This is a genomic window from Leifsonia sp. NPDC058248, assembly GCF_042881905.1.
Lineage (GTDB): Bacteria > Actinomycetota > Actinomycetes > Actinomycetales > Microbacteriaceae > Leifsonia.
Genome location: NZ_JBHVXB010000006.1, coordinates 46515 through 69146, shown reverse-complemented (window position 1 = coordinate 69146; position 22632 = coordinate 46515). Strand labels below are relative to the sequence as shown.

Genomic DNA, 22632 nt, shown 5'->3' with positions numbered 1-22632 from the left:
GGTCCGGGAAGTCCGGGTGCTCAGTCCAATCTATCGAGTTGGTTTCTGAGAGGTCTGACAGATTGCCGAGAATCCAGCAAGAAAGCGCCCCAGCGTGCCAGCCAGGCCGCTGCCACGACGACAAAGGTGCTCACCAGCACGGACACCCAGGCCATCGAGTAGTCCGGGACGACGCGGGCGAGAACGACGCTCGAGGCGATGGGCAGGGCGAGCACCGCGTACGACACGAGGGGCCGCAGGCGCACCAGGAGCCACGCCGCCAAAGGCACAGCGAAGCACCAGGCGAACGAGGCTCCGCCGAGCATCAGCCACGTGAATCCGAGCACCGGGACGACCACGGCGACGCGCCGTCCGATGGTCGACGGGAGGACGGCCCACCCCGCGGGCTGAAGCAGAGAGCCCGCCAGCAGGAACGGCAGGCTGTACGCGCTGGTGACGAGCACCAGACCGGTGCCGACGCAGATCAGCGCGAGGCCCACGAGGAGCCGGGGCCGGTAGGCGCCCCACCGCAGCTTCAGGCGGCCGGCGGGTTCGCGCCAGCCGTCACGTTCGGGCGATTCCGGGGCGGACACGCGTTGATTCTGTCACCCGGACGAGCGGGCGACCAGCCCCCGAGCGCGGGCTAGTATCACTCCATGCGTGCGCATGCGGCCCCTCTGATCATCGGTCACCGCGGTGCGCCCGGATACCGCCCCGAGCATACGAGGGCGGCCTACGATCTCGCCTTCGCATTGGGGGCGGATGCGGTGGAGCCCGACGTGGTCGCGACGAAGGACGGCGTGCTGGTGCTGCGGCACGAGAACGAGATCTCGGGCACGACCGATGTCGCCGAGCATCCGGAGTTCGCGGACCGCCGCGCGACCAAGGAGATCGACGGCGTCGTGCTCACGGGGTGGTTCACCGAGGACTTCACCTGGGCCGAGCTGGCCACCCTGCGCGCTCGCGAGCGGCTCGGCGCGATCAGGCAGGCGGGCACCACGTTCGACGGGCGGTACCCACTGCTCCGGATGCGCGACCTCTTCGATCTCGTCGACGGCGCCTCCGAGGACGCGGCCCGACTGCTCGGAATCATCGCCGAGCTCAAGCACGCGACCTACTTCGAGTCGATCGGCCTTCCGCTGGACGACCTCTTCGCCGCCGAGCTGAGCGACGCGGGGTGGGCGGACAACCCCGAGCTCGTCGTCGAGAGCTTCGAGAGGACCGTGCTCGGTCAGCTGCACCGCCGCGGGTTCCGCGGCAAGCGCATGTATCTGCTCGAAGCCGAAGGCGCGCCCGCCGACCGCGTCGCCCGCCTGGGAGCGGCGGCGCCGGGATACTCGGACGACCTGACGGCGCGGGGATTGTACTCGCTGGCGGCGGCGTCGCCGTCGGAGCGCGTGGACGGGATCAGCGTCGATGTCGGTCAGGTGCTCGCCTCCGGCTCTGTGGCGGTGGCGCTGTTCGACGACGGCGACGATGTCGGGGCGGTCACGTCCGACCTGGTCGACACGGCGCACTCGGCCGGGCTGGGAGTGTTCTGCTGGACGCTCCGGCCGGAGAACGCGCTGATGCCGGAGGGATTCCGCAGCAGTGGCGGCGACGGCGACTGGGGCGACTGGCGCCGGCTGTTCTCGATCATCGTGAACTCCGGCGTCGACGGAGTGTTCGCCGACCATCCGGATCTGGCGCTCGCTGTGCGCGACGGCCGCTAGCGTCGCCGGATGACGGTGGTGGCGGGTAAAATCGATGGAGACATGACGAGCCTCTCCGACCGCGACACCTCGAACTCCGCCACCCCGATCATCCTCGACGGACGGCAGGGTGGCCGCTCCGGCGACGGCGGCTCGGAGTCGGCCCACGATCGCCTGTTCGCGGGACTCAATCCGCAGCAGCGCGTGGCGGCCGAATACCGCGGTGCGGCCCTGCTCATCGTCGCGGGCGCCGGGTCGGGAAAGACCAGCGTGCTCACGCGTCGCATCGCCGGGCTCATCGAGAGCCGCGAGGCGTGGCCGAGCCAGATCCTCGCGATCACGTTCACCAACAAGGCCGCCGCCGAGATGCGCGAGCGGGTGGAGGCGCTGCTCGGCGGGGCGTCCCAGGGCATGTGGATCTCGACGTTCCACTCGGCGTGTGTGCGCATCCTGCGTCGCGAGGCCGAGACGATCGGCAAGACGCCCAGCTTCACGATCTACGACTCGGGCGACACCCGCGCCCTTCTCAAGCGCATCATCAAAGGGCTGGACGCCGACACGCTCGGTTTCACGGTCGCGGGCGCCTCCGGCCGCATCTCCAAGCTCAAGAACGAGCTCACCGACATCGAGACCTACGCGCGCTCGGCCAACCTGAGCGATCCGCAGGAGGTGATGTTCCTCGAGATCTTCCGGCAGTACACCCGAGCGCTACGCAGCGCCAACGCGTTCGACTTCGACGACCTGATCGCCGAGACCGTCTTCCTGTTCCGGGCGTTCCCCAAGGTCGCGGCGCTCTATCAGCGGCGGTTCCGGCACATCCTGGTCGATGAGTACCAGGACACAAACCACGCGCAGTACGCGCTGATCCGCGAGCTCACCATGCCCATCGCGCCCGCCATCGCGGACGAGCTGGAGGCGCAAGGGCACCACGTCGAGCGGATGCGGGATGCTCTCGGAGTCATCCCGGGCGCCTCCCTGACCGTGGTCGGCGACTCCGACCAGTCGATCTACGCGTTCCGCGGTGCGGACATCCGCAACATCGTCGAATTCGAGCGCGACTTCCCGGGGGCCAAGGTGGTGCTGCTCGAGCAGAACTACCGCTCGACGCAGAACATCCTGAGCGCGGCCAACTCGGTCATCGCCAACAACTTCGACCGCAAAGACAAGAAGCTGTGGACGGCCGTCGGCGACGGCGACAAGATCATCGGGTTCACCGGATACTCGGGACACGACGAGGCGCAGTTCGTCGCCGACGAGATCGAGAAACTGCACTCCGCCGGCATGGCGTACAAAGACATCGCGGTGTTCTACCGCACCAACGCCCAGACCCGTGCGCTCGAAGAGATCTTCATCCGCTCGGCCCTGCCGTACCGCATCATGGGCGGCACCAAGTTCTACGAGCGGGCCGAGATCAAAGACGCGATGGCGTACCTCATCGCGGTCGCCAACCCCGACGACGCTCTCGCGCTGCGGCGCATCCTGAACACCCCGAAGCGCGGCATCGGGCCGGCCACCGAAACCCAGCTGGCCAGTTACGCGGAAGACAACGGGGTGAGCTTCCGGCAGGCGATGCGCGACGCCGGCTCGCTGGGCCTCGGCCCCAAGGTGACGGGCGCCATCCTGCAGCTCGCCGGCCTCCTCGACGAGGCGACGCTCAAGGTCGACCCGAGCAACCCGGTCGGCGTCTCGCCCGTGGCCGACGTGCTCACGTTCCTCCTCGACCAGAGCACGTACCTCGACGTGCTGCGCAACAGCAGGGACCCGCAAGACGAGGCGCGTGCGGAGAACGTGGACGAACTCGTCGCGGTCACCCGCGAGTTCGCGCGCAACAACCCGGACGGCGGGCTGATCGACTTCCTCACCGAGGTGTCCCTGGTCGCCGCCGCCGACGAGATCGACGACTCCAGCGGAACGGTGTCGCTGATGACCCTGCACACGGCGAAGGGTCTCGAGTACGACGCCGTGTTCCTCACCGGTATCGAGGAGGACCTGCTGCCGCACCGCATGTCGGCGAACGAACCGGGCGGCCCTGCCGAGGAACGTCGGCTGTTCTACGTCGGCATCACCCGCGCCAAGAAGCGGCTGTTCCTGTCGCTCGCGATGACGCGCGCCCAGTTCGGCGAGACCGCGGTGGCGATGCCGAGCCGGTACCTGCAGGAGATCCCCGCCGATCTGATCGACTGGAAGCAGTCGCCGGGCACTGCGAACGGCCGCGGCGGAACGCAGTCGCGGGCCCTCAACGCCCGCCGCCCGGGGATCGGCTCGGGGTCGGGCTCCGGAGGCTCTGGCTCGCGCTGGAACGACAGCATGACGTCGGGCGGCTTCTCCACCTCGGGATCCGGCGGAGCGCCGGATCGTCCGAAGGCCGAATGGCCCAACCGGGTCACCGGCCAGGTGCGCGACAACGGCGACCTCGAGCTGGTGACCGGGGACCGCATCCGGCACACCGACTTCGGCGACGGCCGTGTCACCGCGGTGACGGGTATCGGCCCCAAGCGAGTCGCGCACGTGCAGTTCGAAAAGGTGGGCGCGAAGAAGCTCCTCATCAAGATCGCCCCCATCGAAAAACTGTGAGGGCCTCGGCGCCCGGAGCCGGTGGCGACGCTGCGGCGCACCCCGAGACCCGGAGGCCGGTGCTGTCGACCTTGAGCGTCGAGGTGGGCCTTCGGGCGGCGCTCGCCGTGGCTGTTCCGCTGGTGATCCTGCTCGTCGTCCAGCGGCTCGACCTCGCCGCCTACGCGACGTTCGGAGCGATGACGGCGCTGTACGGCCGCAATGAGCCGTACCGCCTCCGCATCCGGAGCGTGACGGTCGGCGCGGTCGTGCTCCTGCTGTGCATCGCGCTCGGCACGGTGGTCGCGGCGCTCGGCGAACCGCTCTGGCTCCTGGTGCCGCTCCTCCTCCTGGTCGTGGCCGGCGGAACCGTGCTCGCGTCGACGTTCCAGCTGCTCCCGGCCCAGCCCCTGTTCTTCGTCTTCGCGCTGCTCGTCTGCGCAGCCGTTCCGACTCCCGCCGATGAGATCCTCCTGAGAGTCGGCCTCGCCGCGGCGACCGCCGCCTTCTCGTGGCTGCTCACGATGTCCGGGTGGGTGCTCCGGCGGACGGGTCGCGCCGACGGAGGAGGGATCGCTCCGTTCCTCTACAAAGAGCTGCGCCGCCGCCCGGGCATCGATCGGAGCGCTGTCCGCGACCCGCGGGTGTGGCTGACGGCGGCGCAGAACGTGCTGGGCGTGCTCATCGCCGGAGGGATCGCGCTCGCCTTCGGACTCGGTCACGCATACTGGGCGGTCGTGAGTCTCGTCGCCGTCATTCCGCCGGCGCGTGCCGCGCACTCGATCTCACGGTCCGTCCACCGGATCGCCGGCACGATCGTCGGTGTCGGGGTGACGGCGCTCCTGCTCTTCTGGGCGCCGCCACCCCTCGTCGTGATCGTCGTGATCGTTGTGTGCCAGGTGGTCACCGAGACCCTCGTCGGACGCCACTATGGCCTCGCGCTGGTCTTCATCACGCCGATGGCGCTGTCGGTCTCGTACCTGGCGAGCCCGGTTCCGTTGACCGGACTCGTCGTCGATCGCGTGCTCGAGACCGTGCTCGGCGCCACGGTGGGCATCCTGCTCGTGCTCGTCGCGCGCGGGGTGGAACGCCGGGCCGCGTTCGGCGACGTGGGCGACTCGGGCGACCAGCGCGCCTCGGGCGACCAGCGCGCCTCGGGCGGCTAGGGCGACTGCCGCATCCGATCGCGCAGGCGCCTCAGGTAGAGCTCCTTGGGCCGGTGGCGGAGGCCGGCCGGAACGAGCGGGTAGATCCGTGACGTCCAGCGCATCCACGCGTCGAATCGTCGCTGCGCGCGATCGTTCCAGGCGAGCCCGAACTCGGCGCGCAGTCTCGGTGGAAGCAGGCCGGCGGTGACGAGTCGGGCCTGCGGCAGCAGCATCCGGAGCCACCACGGGACGCCTCGCGGATAGAGCAACTGCCGGGCGACCTCCCTGGTGGCCGGCGTCGGCCGCAAAGTGGCGAGCGTGGTCTCCCAGTATTCGGCGAAGGCGCGGCGGTCTGCCGGCCAGAGCTCGGCCGGAACCTGCAGCCCCGAGCCCACGACGGCGAAATCGCGGTAGAGGCGTTCGGCCTCGTCGGGGGGAAGCCGGCCGAACAGCCGTTCGTAGAGGGTGACCATGGAGTCGTAGAGCGTGGCCGCCACCCAGAGTTGCAGGTGCGGGTCGAACGCGTTGTACGCGGGCTCGTCCCCGTGCGCAGCGGCGTGGACCGGCGCGTGAGCGCGGTTCACGGATCTCCTCACGTAGGCGAGCTCGTCCGGCGACGCGAAGACCGACGCGTAGACGTAGGTCATGGTCGCGTGCAATCTGTCCATCATGCGGTCGGCGAAGTCGCTGTGCTCGACCACACCGCGGCCGACGGCCGGGTGAGCGATCTGCAGAAGGAGCGCCCGCCCGCCGCCCGCGAGGTTGAGGGCCTCGGCGGCGACGTCGGTGAGGGCGTGACGGGACGTCTTGGTGCGCACGGAGCCATCTTGCCCGGCCTGCCTGCGAGGTGGCGGGAAGGCGACGCGCACGGGCGTGAGTGCCGGCGCCGGCTGCCGCTTTATCACTCGGTGACGCCGTCGATCGCTCGCCCAGTCGCGCGCCGGCCGAGTGCGACTGCAAGTGCGATCGCCCCGCCTACGGTGAGGGCTCCGCCGCCGATCCAGGCCGTCGCGGAGTACTCCGAGCCGGTGGCGGCGAGGACGGGCAGGGGTGCGGACGGAGGGGCGATGACAGGTGCGGTCACGCTGGTGATCTCAGAGGCGACTCCGAACGAGGACTGCCACGGTCGAAGCCGGGAACCGCCGTGGTCGGCGGGCGTGCGGGCGGGATCGATCCTCTCGACCCAGACGTAGTGGCCGGGTCCCGGCAGCGAGCATCCGGGCGTCTCGTACTCGCCGGGGCCGGCGACGACCACCTCGACCGTGCAGACCACCGGGGCGCCGTCCGGGGCCGTCGGCGCGGGCGAGATGGAGTCGGGGAACGGTCCGAGCAGAGTGCTCTCGATGGTGGCCTCGACCGGCTTCAGCCCCTCAGGCGACGACCACACCGCCCAGGTGGGGAGGAGTCCGTCGGCCGGGTCGACCGCGACCGTCAGCTTGTCGGTGATGGTCGCGCCGGGAGTCGCCTCGGCGGCGCTGGTGACGGTGCTGACCACGGGCTGGAAGGGAAGCGGGGAGACACCGGTCGCCTCGACCGCGGCAGACGCCTCGGCGGTGGCGGGGATCGCGACGAGGAGCGACTGCGCGTCGCCGTTGGCCACGGCTACGCGAAGACGATCGCCGTAGGGCAGTCCGTCGAGGGTGGCCTCGGCGGTGACGGAGACCGTCTGGTCCGTGCCGGTCGGAGTGATGGCGACGTCTATGCCGCTGGGCACGACGGCCGACCCGGCGCCGTCTTCGAAGACCGCCCCGGTGAGCTCGACGCGCGCCCGGTGGCTCTCCGGCGGGAGCATGATCGTTCCGGTCAGGCGGTCGACCGCGAGTTCGACGCGGACGCGGCCCGGGCCGGCCTCGGAGAGTTCGACGGTCGCCGTCGCGCTCACGGCACGTGAGGCCTGGCGCCCGGCCTCGTCGACCATTGCGTGGGCCCGGTCGAGCACCGCTCGCGCGTCGGCTCCCGCCCTCGAGGCGTACGACTCCGGTGATTTTCCGTTGAGTCCCGCGATGATCCAGGTGGCGAGCTGGCCCGCTGCGGCCGTGGTGCGGTCCGACGTGCCCGCCCACGTGCGGGAGACGTAGGCGAGCTGGGCGGCCTGTTCCGGTGTGAACCAGCCGAGAGCGGCGCCTTCGGCGTAGTCCGCCGCATGACCGACCGGACTCGGGCGCCCGGCGTGGAGGCAGAACCCTTGGGAGCCGTCGTCGAGCGAGTACGACCCCAGCCACCAGCCGTCGCTGGAGAGATAGCCGGGGCCGTGCCCGTCGGCCGAGAGTGCGTCGGCGCGTGACGCCGAGTGCACGACCGAGATGAAGACGAGGAACGCGAACAGCGCGAACGCTGCGACGGTTGTGGTGATGCGTTGTGTCATGGCTCCACGGTCGTCGAACCGTCTCGCGGGAGGAGCGGGGATCCGCGAATTGTGGACAGCATCCGGCGCGTGCGGGCTGTGGAGGAGGGCGGTCTGCGACAACCGGCCGGTGCGCGGGCGTTCAGCCGGACGCGCTAGAGTTCTCCCTGGCGAAATTATCTCGGCGTCGAGCTATCTCGCGTTGGAAACCGCCAGAAAACCACAAAGGCGTACGTCACGAGCGCGCGCGGCACCAGCGGATTGGATAACCGTGGATCTATACGAGTATCAGGCCAGAGACCTGTTTGAGCAGTACGGGGTCCCGGTGCTTCCGGGCATCGTCGCGGACACTCCCGAGGAGGTGCGCGCAGCCGCCGAGAAGCTCGGCGGAGTCGTCGTCGTCAAAGCGCAGGTCAAGACCGGTGGTCGTGGAAAGGCCGGCGGCGTCAAGGTCGCGAAAAACCCGGACGAGGCGGAGGAAGCGGCTCGCGCCATCCTGGGCCTCGACATCAAGGGACACGTCGTCCGCCGTGTGATGGTCGCCGGTGGCGCCCGCATCGCGCAGGAGTTCTACTTCTCGGTGCTGCTCGACCGGGCCAACCGCACCTACCTCTCGCTGACCAGCGTCGAGGGCGGCATGGAGATCGAGCAGCTCGCGGTCGAGAAGCCGGAGGCGCTCGCCCGCGTCGAGGTCGACGCGATCGCCGGGATCGACACGGCGAAGGCCACCGAGATCGCGAAGGCCGCCGGATTCCCCGACGAGCTGATCGAGAAGGTCGCAGCCGTCTTCGTCAAGCTGTACGACGTCTACAAGGGTGAGGACGCGACACTCGTCGAGGTCAACCCGCTCGTGCTCACTGAGGAAGGCGACATCATCGCCCTCGACGGCAAGGTCACGCTCGACGAGAACGCCGACTTCCGTCACCCGGGCCACGAGGCGCTCGAAGACAAGGACGCCGCCGACCCGCTCGAGGCCAAGGCCAAGGCGAGCAACCTGAACTACGTGAAGCTCGACGGACAGGTCGGCATCATCGGAAACGGCGCCGGGCTCGTCATGAGCACGCTCGACGTGGTCGCGTACGCCGGTGAGAAGCACAAGGGCGTCAAGCCCGCCAACTTCCTCGACATCGGTGGCGGAGCATCCGCCGAGGTCATGGCCGCGGGGCTCGACGTCATCCTCAACGACCCGCAGGTCGAGAGCGTGTTCGTCAACGTCTTCGGAGGCATCACCGCCTGCGACGCGGTCGCGAACGGCATCGTCAAGGCCCTGCAGATCCTGGGCGACGAGGCCAACAAGCCGTTGGTCGTGCGACTCGACGGCAACAGGGTCGAAGAGGGTCGCCGCATCCTCATCGAAGCCGCGCACCCGCTGGTGACGCTGGCGCTCACCATGGACGAAGGCGCCGACAAGGCCGCCGAACTGGCTGCGAAGTAAGGGCGCGAGAACAACAATGTCTATCTTCCTCAACAAGGATTCCAAGGTCATCGTGCAGGGCATCACCGGCGGTGAGGGCACCAAGCACACCGCCCTCATGCTGAAGGCCGGCACGCAGGTCGTGGGCGGCGTCAACGCCCGCAAGGCCGGCACCACCGTCACGCACGGCGACGTCGAGCTGCCCGTGTTCGCCACGGTCGCCGAGGCCATCGAGAAGACGGGCGCCGACGTCTCGATCGCGTTCGTCCCGCCCGCGTTCACGAAGGATGCCGTGATCGAGGCCATCGACGCCGAGATCCCGCTCCTCGTCATCATCACCGAGGGCGTTCCGGTGCAGGACTCGGCCGAGTTCTGGGACTACGCGCAGAAGAAGGGCAACACGACCCGCATCATCGGGCCGAACTGCCCCGGCATCATCAGCCCCGGTGAGTCGCTCGTCGGCATCACCCCGGCCAACATCACCGGCAAGGGTCCGATCGGCCTCGTCTCCAAGTCGGGGACGCTGACCTACCAGATGATGTTCGAGCTCCGCGACCTCGGCTTCTCGACCGCCATCGGCATCGGCGGCGACCCGATCATCGGAACGACGCACATCGACGCCCTCGCAGCCTTCGAGGCCGACCCCGAAACGAAGGCGATCGTGATGATCGGCGAGATCGGCGGAGACGCAGAGGAGCGGGCCGCCGAGTACATCAAGGCGAACGTGACCAAGCCTGTCGTCGGCTACGTGGCCGGCTTCACGGCTCCCGAGGGCAAGACCATGGGTCACGCCGGGGCCATCGTCTCCGGATCGGCCGGCACCGCTCAGGCCAAGAAGGAGGCCCTCGAGGCCGCCGGCGTCAAGGTCGGCAAGACCCCGAGCGAGACCGCCGCGCTCCTGCGCGAGGTGTACGCCGCGCTCTGAGCGCAGACGTAGTGCACAGCTTTCGGGCCCCGTGGAGTCATCCACGGGGCCCGAATTCTTTCTGACGGCATCCGGATGCGGCGCTACAGTGAGCACTACGAGGGAACGGGGTCGACATGGCACGGGAGACCAGCGCGGAGTTGCTCGCACGGATCGCGCAGCTCGAGAGCGACAACGCAGCGTTGCGCGACAGCCTCGAGCATGCGCAGACAGAGCCCGTCCCGCCGCTCGGCGGCGACGCAGGCACGATCACGGCACCCCCGGTCAAGCGCAAGCGCAGCTGGGGGTGGACCCTCCTCGCCGTCGTCCTCATCGTGATCGGGGCGATCCTCGCGCCCGTCGCGGTCGTCGCATCCTGGGCCAAGGTGCAGCTCACCGACACCAACACGTTCGTCGCCACGTACTCCGAGCTCGCCAAGGACCCGGGGGTGCAGGCCTTCATCACCGACCAGACGGTCAAGGTGATCCAGGAGAACGTCGACATCCCCGCCATCACGTCCCAGGTCATCGACGGCATCACCGCGCTCGGCACGGGTCCTGTCGCCACCAAGGCTCTGGAGTCCCTGAAGGGTCCCGCTGCGCAGGGGATCGTCTCGCTCGTGCACTCGACGGTCGGCAACTTCGTGCAATCCGACGCCTTCGCCGACGTCTGGCAGACCGCGCTTCGTGCCAGTCACCAACAGCTCGTCGCCACCATGCAGAACGATCCGAAGGCGGCCATCGCCGTCGGATCCGACGGGTCGGTCGGGGTGCAGCTGGGCCCGATCATCGACCGGGTCAAGCAACTGCTGATCGCGCAGGGCCTCGACTTCGCGTCGCAGATCCCGACCGTCGACCGCACCGTCACCATCGCACAGAACTCGTCGCTGCCCACCCTCCAGCTCTTCTACGGGGTCGCCGTCGCCGCGGGCGCGTGGCTTCCCTGGATCGCCCTCCTCTTCCTGGCGGCCGGAGTGCTCGTCGCCCGGCGACGCGCCCTGGCTCTCGTCTGGGCGGCGGTCGCACTGGCGATCTCGATGGTCGTGATCGTCGGCGGGATCAGCATCGGGCATCTGGTCTTCGTCTCCTCGGTCTCGCCGTCGCTGATCCCGGCACCGGTCGCGCAGACCGTGTACGCCACCGTGACGACGGCGATGAGGGACACGGGGGTCGCCGTGCTGGTGCTCGCGATCGTGGTCGCCCTGGTGGCGTGGTACTCCGGGCCCTTCGCCGTGTCGCGCCGTCTCCGTGGGTTCTTCGGCGCCGGCACCACCTGGGTGCGCGAGGCCGCCGAACGCCATGGCATCACGACCGGCCGGGTGGGGGAGTGGATCTACGCCCAGCGAGCGCTCCTGCGGGCAGCGGTGGCCGTCATCGCTGCAGCCGTCGTGCTCTTCGTGAGACCGCTGACGACGGGGCTCGTCGTGTGGACGCTCGTGATCGCTGCTCTGGTCATCGTCATCCTGGAACTCGTCCAGCGACCGGTCATCACCGTTCCGGAGACAGCCGACGACGAGACGCCCGTCGTCACCGTACCCTGAGCGCGCGAAGTGTCGGGGCCGCGCCGTGACCGCGGACCGGTAGGCTCCGTTCGGTCATGAATCGAACAACCGTCGCCCTGCTCGCCGCACTGGAGGCGGTCATCGTCGTCGCGATCGGGCTCGGCATCAGCCTGGTGCCGCTCACCGTGCTGTGGGCGGCTCAATATCATCTCGCCGCCGACTGGTTCGTCTTCTGGCGCACTGCTGCCGACATCTGGCTGGTCGGGCACGGCGTCAACCTCACGGTCGCTCTGGATGCACAGCTCGGGGCCACCCTCGGGCTTCCCGGCGCGACGGTGCCGTTCCAGATCACCATCGCCGCCCTCGGCTTCGCGGCGCTGACCGCCGGACTCGGCGTGCGGACCGGGCTGCGGGCATCCGAGACGCCGTTCCGTTCGACGGGGGCCGTCAGCGCGCTCATCGCCTTCGGGCTGCTCTCCGCCGTCATCACGCTCACCGCGGTCAGCGAACCGGTGAAGCCGTCGATCTGGCAGGGCATCCTGCTGCCGCCGCTGGTGTATGCGATCGGCATCGTCAGCGGGATCGTCTTCGCAGCGCACAGAGCCCCGGCAGCCGACGATCGACCAGCCGACCGCGGCCGGGTCGCTGCGATGTTCAGGAGCCTGCTCGACGCGGTGCCGGTCACCGCGCGGACCATCGCGGGCGCCGCCGTGCGTGCGGGGACGGCAGCGACCGCCCTGGTCATCGCCGGGTCGGCGCTCATCCTCGCCATCCTCATCATCGGCAACTTCGGCACCATCATCGGCCTGTACGAACAACTCCAGGCGGGCGCGCTCGGCGGCGCCGCTCTCACGATCGCCCAGCTCGCCCTGCTGCCGAACGTGGTGATCTGGCTGGCCTCATGGATGATCGGACCGGGATTCGCGATCGGCACCGGCTCCTCGGTCAGCCCCATCGGCACCGAGCTCGGACCGATCCCGGGACTGCCGCTGTTCGGCGTCATCCCCGCGGGCGGCTACGCGTTCGGCCTGATCGGCGTGCTCGTGCCGATCGTCGCGGGATTCCTCGCCGCCGCCCTGCTCCGCTCGCGCATCGAGTCGGCTCGCGCCCAGCACGGCGCGTCCGCCCTCTTCCTGACGGCGCTCGGCATCGGTATTGTTGCGGGCATCGAACTCGGTCTGCTCGCGTGGTGGTCGTCGGGGGCGATCGGTCCGGGACGGCTCCACGACGTCGGGCCGAATCCGTGGCTCGTCGGTTCGCTCGCAGCCGCGGAGGTTGCTGTGGCTGCAGTCATCGGTCTGATGGCAGGAGGGCGCGCGAGACGATGAGCCCGTGGCACCTGCCCTTCCGGATTCCCAAGCTGGAGATCGCGCGCAGGTCGACCGAGGCGAGTCCACTGGTCGACAGCCCGTCCGCTCAGCTCCAAGAGTTCCTGGTCAAGCTGGGAGGCGCTCTGCTCTCCGTCGGAACGGCCGCCACCGACATCCAGCGCACGCTGAGACGCGTCGCGATCACCCTGGGCTCGCCGAACACGGCGCTGATCGTCTTCCCGGCCCTGATCTTCGTGGGGATGCCCGAGGAGAAGGACACCCGCTTCGAGGTCGCGGAGTCGTCCGGCGGCGAGGTCCGGTTCGATCGCGCAGCGCGCATCTACTTCGTCGTCGATCAGGCGACCGCCGGTCACCTGACGGCCGGCCAGGGCATCGAGGCGATCGATGCCATCCTCGCGGCGAAGCCCCGCTTCAACCTCGTCGTCCGCATTCTGGGACACGGGCTGGCCGCTGCCGGGGTCGGTCTCGTGCTTCTGGGCGCCGAGCCGCTCAGCGTGGTCTACGGATTCGTCCTTGGCGTGCTCGTCGGGCTCGCGAAGCTCCTGGTGAAGCCGGGCACGTATGCGGCGATCCTGTTGCCGATCGCCTCCGCGTTCCTGCTCGCCCTGGTCGTGTTCGCGGCGGCCAACGTCCAGCTCGTGGGGGAGCCGCTCCAGGTGCTGGTGCCCCCACTGGTCACGCTGCTTCCCGGGGCGGCGCTCACCACGGGCATCCAGGAGCTCGCGGCCGGCGACATCATCGCCGGGTCGAGCCGGCTGGTCTCGGGCATCGCACAACTGATCTTCCTCGCGTTCGGAATCGTCGCCGCCCTCACCATCACCGGTGTGCCCGCCTCCGTCGCGCTCTTCACGACGCACCCGGCGCTCGGCGCGTTCCAGCCCTGGACGGGGGTGCTGCTCTTCTCGCTAGGGATCTTCTTCTACTACTGCGGGCCGCGTCGCTCGTTCTACTTCCTCACGCTCGTGCTGCTCGTCGGCTACGGCAGCCAGCTGGTGGGCGCGGTGCTCCTGGGCAGCGCGTTCAGCGGGTTCTTCGGCGCGTTGGCGCTCACGTTGGTGGCCTACCTCGTCCAGTCGATCCCCGGAGCACCGCCGGCGGTCGTCTGCTTCCTGCCCGCCTTCTGGCTGCTCGTTCCCGGCGCCACCGGCCTCATCAGCCTGACGCAGAGTGTCACGGGAAGCAACGTCGACGCCTCCAGCCTCACCGCCCTCGTCGGCTCCATCGTCGCGATCGCGCTCGGGGTGCTTTCGGGCACCGCGCTGTTCCGGCAGATCTTCCGGGTCGCCCCCGCCCGCTGGGGTCTGCGGCTGGTCTGAGGCCGGTTACCTGCCCGCTAGGCTGGTGGCGTGCTCTCGATTGTCGTGCTGATCTCCGGCGGCGGGTCGAACCTGCGTGCCCTCCTCGAAGCGTCGGAAGACGCAGAGTTCCCGGCGCGCGTGGTCGCCGTCGGCGCCGATCGTGACGCCGACGGTCTCGCCCACGCCGAAGAGTTCGGCATCCCGTCGTTCACGGTTCCGTTCTCGTCGTTCGACGATCGCGAGGCGTGGGGGGATGCCCTGCTCGAGCAGATCGCGCAGTGGCAGCCCGACCTCGTCATCCTCTCCGGCTTCATGCGCCTCGTCCCGCCGCGCGTGGTCGACGCGTTCTCGCCGCACCTGATCAACACGCACCCCGCCTACCTTCCCGAGTTCCCCGGTGCACACGGGGTCCGGGATGCCCTCGCGGCCGGTGTCACGCAGACCGGGGCCAGCCTCATCGTGGTCGACAACGGCGTGGATGCCGGCCCCATCATCAGCCAGGAGCGCGTGGACGTGCATCCGGGTGACACCGAAGCCGCGCTCCATGAGCGCATCAAACCTGTGGAGCGACGGCTGCTCATCGACGCCGTGCTCGACATCGCCAACGGACACATCGACCTCAAGGAGCTCGCCAGAGTATGAGTGGACCCCGCCACGACGCCAGCCTCTACCGCGAACGGGACATCGTTCCCATCCGCCGCGCACTGATCTCGGTCAGCGACAAGACCGGACTGCTCGACCTCGCGAAGGCGCTCGCGGAGTCGGGCGTCGAGATCGTGTCCACCGGAACCACCGCGTCCACCATCCGCGAGGCCGGCTACGAGGTCACCGACGTGGCGAGTGTCACCGGTTTCCCCGAGTCGCTCGACGGCCGCGTGAAGACCCTGCACCCGGCGATCCACTCCGGACTGCTGGCCGACCTGCGTCTCGAGTCGCACGAGGAGCAGCTGAAAGACCTCGAGATCAAGCCGTTCGAGCTCGTGGTGGTCAACCTCTACCCGTTCATCGAGACCGTCGCATCCGGCGCCGTCGGCAACGATGTGGTCGAGCAGATCGACATCGGCGGCCCGGCGATGGTGCGGGCGTCGGCCAAGAACCACGCGAACGTCGCGATCGTGGTCTCGCCGTCGAACTACGGGCTGATCCTCGACGCGCTGGCCGCCGGAGGCACGTCGTTCGAGCAGCGCCGCGCGCTCGCCGCCGCGGCGTTCGCCCACACCGCCTCCTATGACGGAGCCGTCGCGGCCTGGTTCGCCGGCGACGCGCCCTCGACCGACGACTTCGCGGAGCACTTCGCCGTGCAGGCCGAGCTGAAGCAGACCCTCCGCTACGGCGAGAACTCGCACCAGGCGGCCGCGCTCTACGTCGACCCGGCGGGCCACGGCATCGCCCAGGCCACCCAGCTGGGCGGCAAGGAGATGTCGTACAACAACTTCGTCGACGCGGATGCTGCGCTCCGAAGCGCCTTCGACTTCAGCGAGCCCGCGGTCGCCATCATCAAGCATGCGAACCCGTGCGGCATCGCCGTGGACGACGACATCGCCGTCGCCCACCAGAAGGCCCACGCCTGCGACCCGGTGTCGGCGTACGGCGGCGTGATCGCGGCCAACCGCATCGTGACCCTCGCGATGGCGGAGACCGTGAAGGGCATCTTCACGGAGGTGCTCATCGCGCCCGCCTACGAGCCCGAGGCGCTCGAGCTGCTGCAGACCAAGAAGAACCTGCGCATCCTGCAGCTTCCCGAGAACTACGGGCGGTCGCGCACGGAGTTCCGCCAGCTCTCGGGCGGCGTGCTCGTGCAGGACGCGGACCGCTTCGACGAGTTCAGCTCGGCCGGCTGGACCCTCGTGTCCGGCGAGGCGGCCGACGCCGCGACGCGTGCCGACCTCGAGTTCGCGTGGAAGGCCTGCCGCGCGGTCAAGTCGAACGCGATCCTGCTGGCCCACGACGGCGCCTCCGTCGGGGTCGGCATGGGCCAGGTGAACCGGGTGGACTCGTGCAATCTCGCCGTCGAGCGCGCGGGCGACCGCGCCGCCGGATCGGTCGCCGCCTCCGACGCGTTCTTCCCGTTCGCGGACGGCCCCGAGATCCTCCTCGCCGCCGGCGTGCGCGCCATCGTGCAGCCGGGCGGCTCGATCCGCGACGACGAGGTCATCGAGGCCGCGCAGGCCGCCGGCGTGACGATGTACTTCACGGGGGAGCGGCACTTCTTCCACTGAGTCGCGTGCCGGTGGGCACGTGATTCAGGCCGAGAGCCGGCCGCCTGACCTCAGGCGGCCGGCTTCTCCTTGAGGCCGGTCAGCGAGAGCACGCCCTCACGGACGTACGGCGCCAGGGTCCGGGTGTAGCTGGACGTCACGTGGTTCGCGTCGCGGTAGACGATCACGTCGCCGATGACGGGCGCGCACGAGCGCTCGCGACAGAAGTAGCGCGAGAGATCGAGCAACGAGGCGCCCGGCACGCGAGATACCGCCTGCGGCTGGCCGTCGAAATAGTGGAATGCGGTGTCTTCGTCGTTGGCGCAAGCGGTTGCTGCCGTTGACTGATGCTCGTCGATGCACTTCAGGTAGTCGACCCGCGGGCGGGGGTTGTCCTTGATCGCCACGATCCGAGTGCCGCGATCCGCGACCGGCTTCCAGACGGCCACAAACCCGTCGATCACGGTGTCTTTCATCGATCTGCCTGACGCGGCGACGATGTGCGACGTCGCGGAATAGCTGGTGATGACCACATCGTAGGGTTTGATCGTCGTGAGGCGGTGTTCGAGCTTCTGCTTCCAGCTCTCGCAGCTCTGGACCCAGGCGGGCGTGTTCTCCTGCACGGCTGTGCTCCAGATGCAGCCGGTCTTGCCATACACGTCGAAGTGCCACCGGTTCTTCGCCGCGAGTGCCTTGAGCGCAGCGAGGTACTGGTTGCTGTGAGAGTCCCCGACCAGGGCCACGCTGAGCGCGGCTCCCTTTGCGGGTCCCTCCGAGCAGACTTTGAGCCGGTCGTCACCGTCGCGGCTCCAGCAGTCGATCGAGTTGACGTCGTCTGTCGGGGCGGCGTCCACGCCGGGTACGAGGGAGCCGGGTAGTTTCACGTCGGCGCAGGCCGGGTTGCCGAGCACCGCGGCGCCGAGGCACGACCCGTCTTCCGCAAGCAGGGCTAGTGCCGCCTGTCGGTCGTCGGCGATCCGATTGGTGATCAGGGTGGATCCGGTGGTGACGACCGTGAGCGTGACCGCCATGGCGACGGCCGTCAGGAGGAGGGTGAACCGCGGGCGTCGCGTCGTCAGCCACGTTGCCGACCGGGCGGGGTCCTCGACGTAGCGCTTGGTGAGAGCGGCAAGGACGACGGACAGGACAGCGACCGCCAGATGCCCGACCGCTCCCGGAGTGCCGAGCAGCGCGATGGCGAACACGGCGAGCGGCCAGTGCCAGAGGTAGAGGCTGTAGGAGATGTCGCCGGCGTATTGCACCGGGCGCAGACCCATGAGCGGACGAGGCGACCACCTCGGCTGCGGATTTCCTGCCGCGATGACGGCGACGGTGCCCAGGACCGGCAGCAGAGCCGCCCAGCCAGGGAACGGTGTGGCGCCGGTGTACGCAAGGAACGTCAGCGCGATTGCAGCCAGACCCAACCAGGAGAGGATCGATCTGCCGATCGCGAAACGGGTGGACCGTACCAGGAAAAGTCCGAGCAGTCCTCCGGCGGCGAACTCCCAGGCGCGCGTCTGGGTCGTGAAGTACGCGGGACCCGGATTCCACGCAGTCTGGACGATGCTCGTCCCCAAGGACCCGACGAGGACGAGGCCGAGCACGATCGCGAGTACAGTCCGTCTGTGCTGAGGCCAGAACTTCGTCGACAGCCACCAGCCCACAAGGAGCAGGACAGGCCAGATCAGGTAGAACTGCTCCTCGACCGAGAGCGACCAGTAGTGCTGCGTGGGGCTGGCGATGTCGATGTTCTGTGCGAGGTAGTCGACCGAGTTCGCAGCGAGCAGCCAGTTTTCTACGTAGAGCGCCGAAGCGCCGATCTCCTGGAGGACCTGGGACCAGAATCGATCCGGCAGCAGCACGAACGTCAGTACCGCCGTCACGGCCAGTACGAGGAAGGCGGCCGGCAGCAGACGGCGGGCTCGGCGCGCGTAGAAGGCACCGAACCGGATACGTCCGGTCGCGTCGAGCTCGCGGAGGAGGTGGGTCGTGATCAGGAATCCGGAGATGACGAAGAACACATCCACACCGGCGTAACCGCCGCGAAGGACGCCGGGGAACAGGTGATAGATGACCACACCGGCGACCGCGATGGTGCGCAGTGCCTGAATCTCCGGAAAGACCCGGCTTGCTGTCGTGGTCCGAGCGCCGGATCGAGACTCGGTGCTGGTCGGCATCGCTCTCCATGTCGTCCATTGATATCGACCGTCCGGTCGTGCGACGGTCAGCGTATCAGCCGGACGGCCCATGCCCCCGTCGCCACCGGTCGCCGTGCCGACCGGTGGTGTGTCGATGACCGGGCGATTTTCCTGAGATAATCAACAGACATCAACTTTCTTGGGGGCGATCGGCGTGCCTCAGAACACATGAGGAGGAGCCCGTGCGGGACGGCACATCCGACGAGCGGGCGCGCGACGACGACGCTGCGGCGTACTCGGCTCAGGAGGGCGAACTGCGCGAACAGCTCGCTGCAGCACGGGCCGAGCTCGTCGAGGCGAAGGAGTTGGCCGAGTCCTATCGGCTGGCCGCGAAGGCGCGAGCCGAGCAGATCACCGAGCTGCTGGTGCGCGCTGAGGCGTCGCCTGCGCTCGCCCAGACCCGCGAACTCCGACGCTTGCGCGAGCTGGAGAAGCGCTGGGCCGTGCGTGTTGTGGTGACCTCACTCGAGCCGCTCGAGCGCCCGTATCAGGCGCTGAAGGGTCGGCTGCGCGGGGGCGGCGCCAAGCGTGGTTGAGGCTCGTACCGATGTGATCGTCCGAGAGTTCCGGTCACGCGAGGGTTTCGAGAGCGCGGAGATGCTCGGCCGTCTCGCGACGGCGCCCGATGTCGTCATCGCGATTCCCGTCTTCAACGGCGGCGAGACGGTGCGGGACTGCATCCGGTCGGTTGTCAACCACACGCACGGCCGTCGCATCCTCGTGATCGATGACGGTTCGGATGACGAGGCAACCTCGAGGATTCTTGACGAACTCGCCGAGGCGTACCCGATCGAGGTCATCCGCAACCCCGGGAACCTGGGCTATACGCGCACGGCCAACCGGGCCATCGAACTCGCAGGCGACTCCGACGTCGTTCTGCTCAACAGCGACACCGAAGTCGGGCCGCTCTGGATCGAGCGTCTGCGCTGGACCGCGTACTCCCTCAACAATGTCGCGTCCGTCTCCGCCGTCTCCGACAACGCCGGGGCGATGGCGATGCCCGTGGCAGGCGTGGCGAACGAATGGCCGGCCGAGCTCAGCACGACGGACGTCGCCCGCACCGTCTCCCACGCGATCAATACGCTCTCTCTCGAAGCGCCGACCGGTCACGGATTCTGCATGTATCTCCGGCGAGACGCGATCGCCGCTGTCGGGTCGTTCGATGTCGCCAACTTCCCGCGGGGGTACGGCGAGGAGAACGACTGGTGCATGCGCGCTGTCGGCGCCGGCATGTACAACCTCGTCGCTCCGAACGTCTTCGTCCGCCACGCGCAGGGAGTCTCCTTCGGCGAGTCACGGCAGAAGCTCATCGCCCAAGCGCGTGAGGTCGTGGATGCCCTCCACCCGTCGTATCGCCCGCTCGTCGGGCAGTGGATGGCTTCGGAACCCATGGCGGACTTGCGTTCGAAGTTCGCGACAGCCCAGCGGGACGCGCTGACCGCGGACATCCGCCCACGCATCATGTACGTGATCCACTCCTCAGGCGGCGGCACGTCGGAGACCAACCGTGATCTCATGGACGGCCTGCTCGAGGTGCAGGAGTCGTACCTCCTCGTGGTGAGCGATCGGCTCGTGCGATTCGAGCGTTGGCGCGGGGGGTCCTCGGTGGTGCTCTCGGAGTGGCGTCCGCGTGAGCCGTTCAGCCTGCGGGACACCTGGCGGCCCGACTACGCGACGTTCGTGGCCGACGTGATCATGAAGCACGCGATCGAGCTCATCCACATCCGCCACCTGATCAATCAGCCGCTGACCACGGTGCCCGAGCTCGCGCGGCTGATGAACGTGCCGTTCATCCTGTCGACGCACGACTTCTACTACATCTGCCCGTCCGTGCACCTCCTCGACCAGAACCACACGTTCTGCGGTGGCGTCTGCACCCCCGGCGAAGGGCCGTGCACTCTGCCGACCCCGTTCACCCGCGGGGCCCCGGACCTCAAGCACAACTGGATCACCGAGTGGAAGCGTCGCGCGCATTCCGTCCTCGACGCGAGCCGGGCCGTGATCGCGACCACGCCCAGCGCAGCGCGGATCTACGCGGAGAATTACCCGACCCAGGCGGAGAAGCTCACGCTCATCGAGCACGGCCGCGACCTCAGCATGAGCTGGGACGTGCTCCGCGAGGGGCGTGAGCGACGGCCAGGACCGCTGAGGATCGCGGCTCCGGCGACCTGGGACCCCCACAAGGGAACCGCGTACGTGCGGCGTCTGGTCGAGCTCACCGATGGCTTGGTCGAGTGGCACATCATGGGGAACGGCTCGAACTTCGTCGGCGACGAAACCGTCGTCCATGGCCGGTACACGCGCTCCGGGATGCGCGAGCTCCTCGATCAGATCGACCCGGACTTCATCGGACTGTTGTCGATCTGGCCCGAGACCTATTCGCACACGCTCACCGAGGCCTGGGCACTCGGCGTCCCCGTGGTCGCGACAGACAGCGGCGCGGTCGCCGATCGCATCCGGCAGCACGGAGGCGGCGAACTCTTCCCGATCGACAGCCCGGAGAGCGCCGCAGCATACATTCTCGAGCGGGCGGCAGAGCTCCGCCGGGGCGAACTCACCCACCGCGCGGTCCCGCGTCGTTCGATTCGTTCGCGGCTCTCGATGGCTCAGGACTACGCGTCGCTCTACGACGCCACCCGCGAGAACCTGGCGCGGCCGACCGTCGGCTACATCGTCCGCGGCGAGGCCGGCTTGCACACAGGATCGACGCACGTCCGTCTCCGTCGCCGCATGCGTGCGGCAGCGGCCGCCGGACTCCGGTTCCGCGCTGTGAATGTGTCCGACCTTCTGGCCGGCGCGGACCGCACGGCCTACGATGCGATGCTCGTGCAGCGCGACGCCATTCCTGCCGAGATGGTCGAGGAGTTCCTGGAGTACCGCCGCACGCAGGGCATCCCGCTCGTCGTCGAACTGGATGACGACCTGCTGTCACCGCACGCCCGCGAAAGGCTGATCGAGCACGGCTACGACAGCGACGCACTCGACGCGCTGGGACGACTCGTCGCCGACGCCGACGAGGTCATCGTCAGCACCGAGGTACTGGCTGAGCGTCTGCGCACGGAAGCGGCACGGATCACGATCACGCAGAACGAGCTGGACTCCAAGCTCTGGGCGCCCCGCGAGGAGACCGACGAAGAGACCGCCGCTCGCGCGAAGGTCGCGAGCGTGGTCTACATCGGCAGTACGACCCATGGCGAGGATCTCGAACTCCTGCGGCCCGTGTTCGAGGGTCTCACCCTGCCCGATGGACGGTCGGTGCGCCTCTCGGTCATCGGAGTAACGACGACCGATGACGAATGGTACGACCGGATCCCCATTCCCCGCGGAGCGACCCAGTACCCCCGGTTCGTGTCCTGGCTGCGTTCGATCTCGTCGGCGTGGGACCTCGGTGTGGCACCACTGGCGGACACCGGGTTCAACGCCGCCAAGAGCGATCTCAAGTTCCTCGAGTACTCCCTGCTCGGCCTGCCGACAATCGCGTCGGCCGTCGCCCCGTACGAGGGCCTCGCCGATGTCGGGCTCACCCTGGTCTCCAATGACACGGATGCATGGCGTGCTGCCATCGTGTCCGCATTATCCGATCGGCAGGCGTCGCAGGAGAGGGCGCGCACGGCCGAGGAATTCGTGCGGGCCAACCGCACGATCGTGAACGGCGGAGCGACCGCCGAGTGGGTTTCGCTGTTGCGCCGCGTCGCGACACGGACCCCCGCGGACGCATGAAGGAAGGCGGGCAGGATATGACGGCAGACAAGCCGGTGGTGGAGGTTCGAGCACGCACGAAGCGGGCGAGCCTCGCCGCGATCATCGACGAGCAGGAGCGGCAGGCGAAGGATCTCTCGCGCGTGTCACGGACGGTCGAGATCGGGATCATGGACAAGCTCGAGGAGATCGGCCGCAGGCTCGAAGAGCTCGACACCGAACTCGCGAAGATCGTCGCGATGGCCGGCACCATCCGGGCGATCAACAACCGCGCCGACCAGACGCTGACGCTGCTGCAGGCGACGGCCTCCGAGGACACGGCGGGCGACGCCACCACGACCGACGCCGAGTAGCGCGCAGTCGAGCAGCCGAG

At 68.8% G+C, this 22632-nt stretch carries 17 protein-coding genes; 13 read left to right on the top strand and 4 right to left on the bottom strand.

The features are described 5' to 3' along the window. Nucleotides 1-20 precede the first annotated feature (20 nt). Complete coding sequence (locus ACFVV5_RS11120; protein WP_387243420.1) at nt 21-572, bottom strand: hypothetical protein; 552 nt, start codon at nt 570-572, stop codon at nt 21-23. 63 nt (nt 573-635) lie between these two features. On the opposite strand from ACFVV5_RS11120, the gene ACFVV5_RS11115 reads away from it, so the two are divergent. Genes ACFVV5_RS11115 through ACFVV5_RS11105 form a run of 3 tightly spaced genes read left to right on the top strand, consistent with a single transcriptional unit; the run spans nt 636 to nt 5389 of the window. Continuing rightward, the gene (locus tag ACFVV5_RS11115) at nt 636-1691 is read left to right on the top strand and encodes a glycerophosphodiester phosphodiesterase family protein (RefSeq protein WP_387243418.1); all 1056 of its coding nucleotides are present in this window, start codon (nt 636-638) and stop codon (nt 1689-1691) included. A 42-nt stretch (nt 1692-1733) separates the two neighbouring features. Then, the gene (locus ACFVV5_RS11110) at nt 1734-4244 is read left to right on the top strand and encodes an ATP-dependent helicase (RefSeq protein WP_387243415.1); all 2511 of its coding nucleotides are present in this window, start codon (nt 1734-1736) and stop codon (nt 4242-4244) included. Continuing rightward, nucleotides 4241-5389 carry an FUSC family protein gene (locus ACFVV5_RS11105; RefSeq protein WP_387243412.1) on the top strand — a complete coding sequence of 383 codons (1149 nt, stop codon included), beginning with the start codon at nt 4241-4243 and terminating at the stop codon, nt 5387-5389. Before ACFVV5_RS11110 ends, ACFVV5_RS11105 begins: the two co-directional genes overlap by 4 nt. On the opposite strand, the gene ACFVV5_RS11100 is transcribed toward ACFVV5_RS11105, so the two are convergent. Beyond that, the gene (locus ACFVV5_RS11100; protein WP_387243409.1) at nt 5386-6189 is read right to left on the bottom strand and encodes an oxygenase MpaB family protein; all 804 of its coding nucleotides are present in this window, start codon (nt 6187-6189) and stop codon (nt 5386-5388) included. The two genes, ACFVV5_RS11105 and ACFVV5_RS11100, sit on opposite strands and share 4 nt — an antisense overlap. 83 nt (nt 6190-6272) lie before the next feature. Then, nucleotides 6273-7736, bottom strand: a complete 1464-nt coding sequence (locus ACFVV5_RS11095) for a hypothetical protein (RefSeq protein ID WP_387243406.1) — start codon at nt 7734-7736, stop codon at nt 6273-6275. A 250-nt stretch (nt 7737-7986) separates the two neighbouring features. Here ACFVV5_RS11095 and sucC point away from each other — a divergent pair, with 250 nt between their 5' ends. The 7 genes from sucC to purH all read left to right on the top strand — a co-directional run bounded on the left by sucC (nt 7987) and on the right by purH (nt 16383). After that, entirely contained in the window at nt 7987-9150 is a 1164-nt protein-coding gene (gene sucC, locus ACFVV5_RS11090; RefSeq protein WP_387243403.1) for an ADP-forming succinate--CoA ligase subunit beta, read from the top strand. Nucleotides 9151-9166: 16 nt separating this feature from the next. Then, nucleotides 9167-10054: a succinate--CoA ligase subunit alpha gene (sucD, locus tag ACFVV5_RS11085; protein WP_387243400.1), complete on the top strand. Its 888-nt coding sequence runs from the start codon at nt 9167-9169 to the stop codon at nt 10052-10054. Nucleotides 10055-10170: 116 nt separating this feature from the next. Further along, nucleotides 10171-11574, top strand: a complete 1404-nt coding sequence (locus ACFVV5_RS11080; RefSeq protein ID WP_387243397.1) for a hypothetical protein — start codon at nt 10171-10173, stop codon at nt 11572-11574. A gap of 56 nt (nt 11575-11630) precedes the next feature. Beyond that, nucleotides 11631-12863 carry a DUF6350 family protein gene (locus tag ACFVV5_RS11075; RefSeq protein WP_387243394.1) on the top strand — a complete coding sequence of 411 codons (1233 nt, stop codon included), beginning with the start codon at nt 11631-11633 and terminating at the stop codon, nt 12861-12863. Further along, nucleotides 12860-14182, top strand: coding sequence for a threonine/serine exporter ThrE family protein (locus ACFVV5_RS11070; protein ID WP_387243391.1), 1323 nt, complete (start codon nt 12860-12862; stop codon nt 14180-14182). Before ACFVV5_RS11075 ends, ACFVV5_RS11070 begins: the two co-directional genes overlap by 4 nt. 30 nt (nt 14183-14212) lie before the next feature. Further along, nucleotides 14213-14806, top strand: a complete 594-nt coding sequence (gene purN / locus ACFVV5_RS11065; protein ID WP_387243388.1) for a phosphoribosylglycinamide formyltransferase — start codon at nt 14213-14215, stop codon at nt 14804-14806. Next, nucleotides 14803-16383, top strand: a complete 1581-nt coding sequence (gene purH, locus ACFVV5_RS11060) for a bifunctional phosphoribosylaminoimidazolecarboxamide formyltransferase/IMP cyclohydrolase (protein ID WP_387243385.1) — start codon at nt 14803-14805, stop codon at nt 16381-16383. The genes purN and purH overlap by 4 nt, the downstream gene beginning before the upstream one ends. Before the next feature lie 50 nt (nt 16384-16433). Here the strand turns inward: purH and ACFVV5_RS11055 are convergent, their stop codons facing one another. Further along, nucleotides 16434-18539 (bottom strand): acyltransferase family protein, encoded by a 2106-nt coding sequence (locus tag ACFVV5_RS11055; protein WP_387243382.1) that lies wholly within the window; start codon nt 18537-18539, stop codon nt 16434-16436. A gap of 203 nt (nt 18540-18742) precedes the next feature. Between ACFVV5_RS11055 and ACFVV5_RS11050 the strand changes: the two genes are divergently transcribed. Genes ACFVV5_RS11050 through ACFVV5_RS11040 form a run of 3 tightly spaced genes read left to right on the top strand, consistent with a single transcriptional unit; the run spans nt 18743 to nt 22612 of the window. Beyond that, the gene (locus tag ACFVV5_RS11050) at nt 18743-19096 is read left to right on the top strand and encodes a hypothetical protein (protein ID WP_387243379.1); all 354 of its coding nucleotides are present in this window, start codon (nt 18743-18745) and stop codon (nt 19094-19096) included. Beyond that, the gene (locus tag ACFVV5_RS11045; RefSeq protein WP_387243376.1) at nt 19089-22280 is read left to right on the top strand and encodes a glycosyltransferase; all 3192 of its coding nucleotides are present in this window, start codon (nt 19089-19091) and stop codon (nt 22278-22280) included. The genes ACFVV5_RS11050 and ACFVV5_RS11045 overlap by 8 nt, the downstream gene beginning before the upstream one ends. A 17-nt stretch (nt 22281-22297) precedes the next feature. Beyond that, nucleotides 22298-22612, top strand: a complete 315-nt coding sequence (locus ACFVV5_RS11040) for a hypothetical protein (protein WP_387243374.1) — start codon at nt 22298-22300, stop codon at nt 22610-22612. The last annotated feature ends 20 nt before the right edge of the window (nt 22613-22632 follow it).